This is a genomic window from Nioella sp., from assembly GCF_964229645.1.
Lineage (GTDB): Bacteria > Pseudomonadota > Alphaproteobacteria > Rhodobacterales > Rhodobacteraceae > Nioella.
In genome coordinates this window covers 1-7,169 of the sequence record NZ_CAXREX010000037.1, presented here as the reverse complement: position 1 = coordinate 7,169, position 7,169 = coordinate 1, and the positions used below count along the sequence as shown (strand labels likewise).

Annotated in this window: 6 protein-coding genes; all 6 read right to left on the bottom strand. The window is 64.3% G+C overall.

All coding sequences use genetic code 11. The features are described 5' to 3' along the window. Window positions 1-2,108: hypothetical protein (locus ACEQXV_RS02675; protein WP_370267763.1), on the bottom strand; the 2,108-nt coding region annotated here is incomplete at its 3' end. A gap of 134 nt (window positions 2,109-2,242) precedes the next feature. Continuing rightward, complete coding sequence (locus ACEQXV_RS02670) at window positions 2,243-3,268, bottom strand: SDR family NAD(P)-dependent oxidoreductase (RefSeq protein WP_370267762.1); 1,026 nt, start codon at window positions 3,266-3,268, stop codon at window positions 2,243-2,245. 419 nt (window positions 3,269-3,687) lie between these two features. Then, window positions 3,688-4,311 carry a queuosine precursor transporter gene (locus ACEQXV_RS02665; protein WP_370254454.1) on the bottom strand — a complete coding sequence of 208 codons (624 nt, stop codon included), beginning with the start codon at window positions 4,309-4,311 and terminating at the stop codon, window positions 3,688-3,690. Between the two features lie 190 nt (window positions 4,312-4,501). Then, a complete protein-coding gene (locus ACEQXV_RS02660; RefSeq protein WP_370254452.1) occupies window positions 4,502-5,686 on the bottom strand; it encodes an aromatic amino acid transaminase in 1,185 nt (394 codons plus the stop codon). Between the two features lie 12 nt (window positions 5,687-5,698). Further along, window positions 5,699-6,256, bottom strand: a complete 558-nt coding sequence (locus ACEQXV_RS02655; protein WP_370267760.1) for a GNAT family N-acetyltransferase — start codon at window positions 6,254-6,256, stop codon at window positions 5,699-5,701. Further along, on the bottom strand, window positions 6,253-7,104 hold the full coding sequence (sseA, locus tag ACEQXV_RS02650; RefSeq protein WP_370254450.1) for a 3-mercaptopyruvate sulfurtransferase: 852 nt from the start codon (window positions 7,102-7,104) through the stop codon (window positions 6,253-6,255). The genes ACEQXV_RS02655 and sseA overlap by 4 nt, the downstream gene beginning before the upstream one ends. Window positions 7,105-7,169 lie beyond the last annotated feature (65 nt).

Genomic DNA, 7,169 nt, shown 5'->3' with positions numbered 1-7,169 from the left:
GCGATGGCGTTGACGGTGAGGCTGTTGCCGTTGCCCAGGTCGATGATGGTCGTGCCGCTGCTGTCGTCGGCATAGGTGTCGAGGAACTGCTGCGCCGTCAGGCCGCCTCCGAAATAGCTGTTGGCGACCCGGATCGTGTCGATGTCGTTCTCGAAATGCTGGATCACGTCGGCCCCGTTGGAAAAGACGAAGGTATCAGCCCCCGCCCCGCCAATGAGCGTGTCATTGCCCCATGCGCCATCGAGCACATTTTGGCCCGCATTGCCGGTGATCGTGTTGTGCCGCCCGTTGCCGGTGCCGTCGATATCGCCGCCGCCAAGGAGCGTCAGCGTCTCCAGGTGCTGGCTGTGATCGCGCAGCTCAAAGGAGACCGAGCTCTCCACGTGGTCCACCCCGTTGCCCGCCGTCTCGACGATCACGTCGCCCGCGTTGTCCACCCGGTAGGTGTCATTGCCCGCGCCGCCCTCCATCCGGTCGGCGCCCGTCCCGCCATCGAGCGTATCGTTCCCGCCCTCGCCGTAAAGCGTGTCATCCCCGCCGTTCCCGCGAAGGTCGTTATCCGCAGAGTTGCCCGTCAGCGTATTGGCCCCTTCATCGCCGGTGAATCCGTCCGCCTCCGGCAGCAGGACCGAACCGGTCGGATAACGGGTCATGTTGATCAGGTCCCAGGTCAGCACCTCGCCCTGCATCAGCGGCAGACCGCTCGAGGACCGGATCTGCAGCAGCTCGGTGCCGAAGCTCAGCATCGCTCCGTCCACCGTCATCTGGTAGCTCAACTGCCCCAGGTTGCGCAGCATCGGCCACGAGGTCAGGTCGATCCGGTCAACCCCCGGCGTGAAATCCTCGATCACGTCCATCTCGCCATCGGCGACGAGGAAGAACACGTCCGCCCCGGCACCGCCTCGAAGCGTGTCCTGCCCCGCCCCGTCCACCAGCACGTCATCGCCTGCCCCGGCCGACAGGCTGTCATTGCCCTGCGCCCCGTCCATGACCTCGCCCGCAGCCGTGCCGGTCAGCGTATCGCCCCAGGCGCCGCCGATCAGGGTCGTGCCCACCGGGCCGGCACTGGCAACCAGCTGCGTGACACCGGTTTCGATGCCGCTGCCCACGAAGATCTGCAACTGGCCGTTCGCATCCGTCGCCGTGATCGCCGAGACATTGGCCAGCGTGGTGGCAAAGCTGTCGGCCATGGTCTGGTGGTGCAGGAGCCGCCCGCCGGGCAGCAGTTCAAACAGGCTTATCCCGTCATCGCCACCACCCGCGATGACGAAGGCGCGGTCGCCCACCAGCGCAGTCTCCAGGGCGGTCACGTTGAAAAACCGCGTTCCCAGGTCATCGGCGATATGGTCAACCGGGGTCAGGCTGCCCGTGGGCCCCAGCTTCAGCACGCTGATCGAGGAACTGTCACGCGCGGCGACCACCACGTAATGCCCGTCAGGCAGAGTGATCTGCTCCATCACGCTGATCCCGGCCACACCCAGCCCCTGCGCGGCCCCCGCCTCGCCCCGCAGGGCCAGGCTGCCAGCGGCGGTCACCTCGTAGCTCAGCACCTGCGCGCCGCTCTGGTCGGTCACCAGCAGGAACTGGGTCTGCGGGGTCGAGGCGCGGGCCAGTCCCGACACCGGCGCCGTGGCCGCCCCGGAATCGACCGAGGTCAGCGCCCCGCCATCCATGCGGAAGGCCTCGACGCCGGTGCCACCCGCTTCGACACAGAACAGGTAGCTCTGCCCGGCCACATCGACCTGCACAAGGCTGTCCATCGGGCCCGTGTCCGGGGTCAGGGCCTGGGCCGCCCCGCTGACCTGCCCGCCCGCCGACAGGGCATAAAGCCGGGTCGTGTCGGGCTGGGGGGCCAGGGTAACGACATAATCGGTGCCACCCATCGTCAGGAAATCAATGCAATCGGTGTCGGTGCTGAAGCTGCGGTCATCCAGGAAAACGGGCGCGCCCGTGGCCAGAGAATAGACCGAGACAGCGCCAGCCGAGCGGCTGGTTGCATAAAGCACGGTTGCGCCTGTCCCCGAGACCCGAAGATCCAGGTCGGTTATCCCCGTCAACATGCTGCCGGTTGTGTGCTCCAGCACCCCGACAGTCGACAGCTGTGTCATTGTCGGCCCCAAAACCCAAGGGCCCCCACCTGGTCAGGCAGGATGATCCGACAGCGTTAACGACTGGTCAGGATTTTGTGGCAGCGGCGGGGCAAACGCGTTGAAGTTTCGTAAAAGCCCGCGCCTCGTGGCCCCTAGACGCGGTAATAGTCCCGGTACCAGGCGACGAAACGGGCCACGCCGTCGCGCACGGGCGTTGCCGGGGTCTCGCCGGTCAACCGGCGCAGCAGGCGTGTATCGGCCCAGGTCGCCGGCACGTCACCGGGTTGCATGTCCATCATGATCTTCTCGGCTCTTTGCCCCAGGGCCGCTTCGATCGCCTCGATGAACTGCATCAGCGGCACGGGCTCCGAGTTGCCGATATTGACAATGCGATAGGGGGCAACGGGCGACAGGCTGTCGCCTTCGGCGATTTCCTCTTCGCTGTGGGGCCGGACCGGGGCCGCATCTACCAGCCTGACGATCCCGGTCACCAGGTCATCGACATAGGTGAAATCGCGCTTCATGCGGCCATGGTTGTAGACGTGGATCGGCTCGCCTTCCAGCATGGCGCGGGTGAACTTGAACAGGGCCATGTCGGGCCGCCCCCAGGGCCCGTAGACCGTGAAGAACCGGAACATGGTGGTGGGCAGATCGTAGAGATGGGCATAGCTGTGGGCCATGGCCTCGTTGGCCTTCTTGGTCGCCGCATAGAAGGACATCTGCGTATCGGCCTTCTGCGTTTCCGCGTAGGGCATGTCCGTGTTGGCGCCATAGGCCGAACTGGTCGAGGCCAGCAGCATATGCGCCGGGGGATGCGACCGCGCCGCTTCCAGCAAGCGAAACGTGCCGATCAGGTTCGACTCCACGTAGCTTTCCGGGGCCTCGATCGAGTAGCGCACCCCGGCTTGCGCGGCCAGGTGGATGACCGCATCGGGGCGATGATCGGCCATCAGGCCTTCCAGAAGGCCGGGCGTCTCGATGCGCTCGGTGACCGCCCGGAAGTGGTTCGACTGCAAAAGCTGTGCCTGCCGGGCCTCCTTCAGGGCGACGTCGTAGTAATCCGTCATCGCGTCGACCCCGATGACCAGCCAGCCCTCCTCCAGCAGCCGCTGGCACAGGTGAAAGCCGATGAACCCGGCCGATCCGGTCACAAGCGCGGTGCGAAGGGGATGCTGCAAGGGGTCTCTCCGGGAACATGGGCGGTTGTCCGGTTGATACCGCCCCGCCCCGCGCCTGTCACCCCGGGGCTGGTCCGAGACCCGGAGCGTGCGGTCCGTCGAGGGGCCCGGATCGGCCTTTCGTCTGCACGGGGGGTGTACGGGGGGTGCACAGGGGGTGTACGGGTGGCACCCCCCCCAATTTCGTTAAAAAGAAAAGGGCCGCCCGAAGGCGACCCTTTCCGAAGAATTAGGAGGTGCGGCCGGTTAGACTCTGGCGGCCCACCTGGGAAGATTACGCCCCTAGGGCTGCCTAGAAGCGCCCTCCCCAGACTGTCCCGATACCTCTCTCCAAGATCCCTCTCGACACATGGCACCTCCTTTCAGCTGGTTAATTTCACCTAGAAGGGTGCCATAGATTTTGTGTATGTCAAAACCTTTTATGCAACCTGTGCCGTCAGACGGGCAGTCAGCACGCGGAACGGGACAAGTGCCACCAAGGCAAGCGAAAGTTTGACGAGCCAGTCGGCAACGGCCAGCGACACCCACAGGGGTGCCTCGGGACCCATGCCAAGCAGCGGCAGGATCTCACCCGCCCAGCTGACGTCGTTCCCCGCTTCGATGAAGGTTAACGCGCCCGAGAAGGCGATCGTGAAGAAAAGCGCGGTATCCACCGAAGATCCAACCAACGTGGACGCCAGCGGAGCCCGCCACCAAGCGCCCTCGCGCAGGCGGTTGAAGACAGCGACATCCAGCAGTTGCGCGGTCAGGAATGCCAGCCCCGAGCCCAGCGCGATCCGCAGGGTCACGAGCGGGCCGAACTCGCCCATGATCTGCGTGCCGATGAGCGAGCAGATGACGCCGACCACGAAGCCGGCAACCACAACTTTTCGAGCGGCAGCAACACCATAGACGCGATTCATCACGTCGGTGACAAGGAAGGCAATCGGGTAGGTGAAGGCCCCCCAGGTCAGCCATTGACCGAAGAGAAACTGGACGAGGATGTTCGAGGCGACGACGACGGCCGCCATGGCAAGAATGCCGGGCAGATGAATGCGTTTCATGTCTGTTGATCCGTTTTGACAAGGTAGCGGAGACTTGGCCCTGGCACGCAGGGACGGCGCGCTTTAGCGCATGCGGGGCCTGAATGGCAAGCCCCGCGTAAAAGAAGAATTTTCCGGAAAATTCTTCCGAAAACCCAAAATTCTTCGGGAAGAATTTTGTTCGGGCAGAAAAATCTTCCCGAAGGTTTTTCTAGCCCATGACCTCGGCCACGGCTTTCGCGACCAGCGGAATAGTCTCTGGCGTCAGGCCTGCGACATTCATCCGGCTGTCGAAGACGAGGTAAATTCCGTGTTGCGCCCGCAGGGTTTCCACTTGCTCCAGGCTCGCCCCCAGCAGGGAAAACATCCCCTTGTGCGAGGCCAGGAACGCAAACCGGTCTGACCCGGTGATGCGCTGGAGTTCTGCGGCCAGAGCTTCCCGGTTGGCCTGCATACCTTCACGCATCTCGCGCAATTCCCCACGCCAGAGGTCTGTCAGCCCAGGGTCGCCCAGGATCGTCTGAACAGCCCGCGCACCATGATCGGGCGGGAAAGCGAAGTTCTGACGGTTGAGCCAGGCCAGCATGCCTCCGGTGGCAATGGCCGCTTTTTCATCGCCACATAGCGCCATGGCGATCCCCACCCGGTCCCGGTAGAGGCCGAAATTCTTGGAACAGGATCCGGCAACCAGCATCTCGGGCACCATTCCCGCCAGCAGACGCATTCCGGCGGCATCCTCTTCGATCCCTTGCCCGAAGCCCAGATATGCCATGTCCACGAACGGAACCGCGCCCGATCCAAGGCACAGATCGCCCAGGGCGCGCCAATCCTCCAGCGACAGGTCAACCCCCGTGGGGTTGTGGCAGCAACCGTGAAGAAGGATGAGGTCGCCCGGCTTGACGCCCGAGAGGTCCTGCATCATGCCCGCGCGATCCAGCCCGCCGGTCCCTGCGTCGTAGTAGCGGTATTCCCGCAGGCCGAGCCCCAGGTAGGAAATGATCGCCGGATGGTTGGGCCAGGTCGGCGCACTGATCCAGACCGTGGCCTCGGGCGTCAGGCGCTTCACCATTTCCAGCACCTGGCGCACGGCCCCGGTGCCACCCGGCGTGCCTGCCGCCGCGATACGGGCATGGGGCACGGTATCTGCGAACATCAGGCCTTTCATCGCCGCCAGGTACCCGGCATCCCCGGCAAGGGCGACATAGCCCTTGCTGTCCTGGGTTTTCCAGACCAGTTCCTCCGCGGCCTTGACTGCCTTCATGACCGGCGTCTTGCCCTCGGACGTCTTGTAGACGCCGACGCCCAGATCGACCTTGTTCGCGCGCGAGTCCTCGCGGAACATCTGCATCAGCTGGATGATCTTGTCGGGTTGCGGCGGGGTCAGGGTTTCGAACATCTGTGCCTCTCCTCAGGCGGGAAACTGGGACGTATCACGGTCTCGGGTCAGGATGCGGGTGTGCTCCTCGGTGCGCACCGGAGAAAAGCCCATGCGCTTGTAAAGCTCCAAGGCTCGCGGATGATCGAGTGTGCAGGTGTTGACGGTCATCCGCCGCACGCCATCCCGTTCCCATCCCGTTGCGATAGCCGTGCGCAGCAAGGTGCCGCCAATGCCGCCGCCGATCGCTTCCGGGACGAGGCCGAAATAGGCGAGATCGCATATGCCCGGGTTGCGCCAGTCGAGCTGGAAAAACCCGGCGGGCCAACCGTGCCGATAGGCGACGAAGAGAGCCACCTCGGGATGCTGGACGAAATCGTGCAGGTCTTCGGGGTCTTCCGCAAATTTGTCGACCCATTCATACATCCGACCCACGGCATCATAGAGCGACAGGAAAAACCAGACCGGAGGCTGAACGCAGCGTTCCAGCCGAACATCGTCTGGCAAGGCCGGGGCCGTCCTGGGGGGCTCGGTCATTGCCAGGTAAGTGATCGTGTAGGCAACTTCGGTGCCCGCAGTGGTGATGGTCATCCGACCTCGACCTTCAACTGCTCGAACTGCCCCCACTCGGACCAGGAGCCGTCATAGAGCGCCCAATCCTTATGGCCGAGCAATTCGAGCCCGAGCGAAAGGATCGCCGCCGTAACCCCGGACCCGCAGGACGTGATGACCCGCTTGTCCAGATCGACGCCGCCCGCCTCGAACGCAGCGCGCAGGTCATCCCCGCGCTTCATGGTCCCGTCCGCATTAAGAAGCGTCGCGTAATGCACGTTCTTCGATCCGGGGATGCGGCCCGAGCGCAGGCCCTCGCGCGGTTCGGGTTCTTCGCCCCGGAAACGGCCCGGGCTGCGGGCATCCACGATCTGCCAGTCGCCGAGCTTTGCGGCGGCAGCAACCTGGGTCACGTCCTTGACCAGATGGGCCTGGCGCTGCGCGGTCATATGACGGTCACGCACGATCGGCGGCATGTCCTCAACCTCGCGGCCTTCGGCCTGCCATTTGCGGATACCGCCATCCAGAACGGCAATATCCGTCTTGCCCATCAGCCGGAAGAGCCACCAGACGCGAGCCGCCGAGAAGAGCCCGTTGCCGTCATAGACCACGACCTGGTGGCCGTCACCGACACCCATGGCGCGCAGGCGGCTCATGAATTTCTCGGGCGGCGGGGCCATGTGCGGCAGGTCCGACAGGGAGTCGCTGACATCGTCGATATCGAAGAAGCGGGCGCTGGGGATATGGGCGGCGTCATACTCCGCCTTCGCATCGCGGCCCATGTCGGGCAGGTAGTAGGAGGCGTCCAGGATCCGCAGATCCGGGTCTTTCATATGATCAGCCAGCCACTGGGTGGACACGAGCATCCGGGGATCATCGGCGGACATGGGCATTCTCCGTCAGGATCGGTGTTGTGATAGCCCTACGCGGGCCGGGAAAGGCTTGCAAGTGG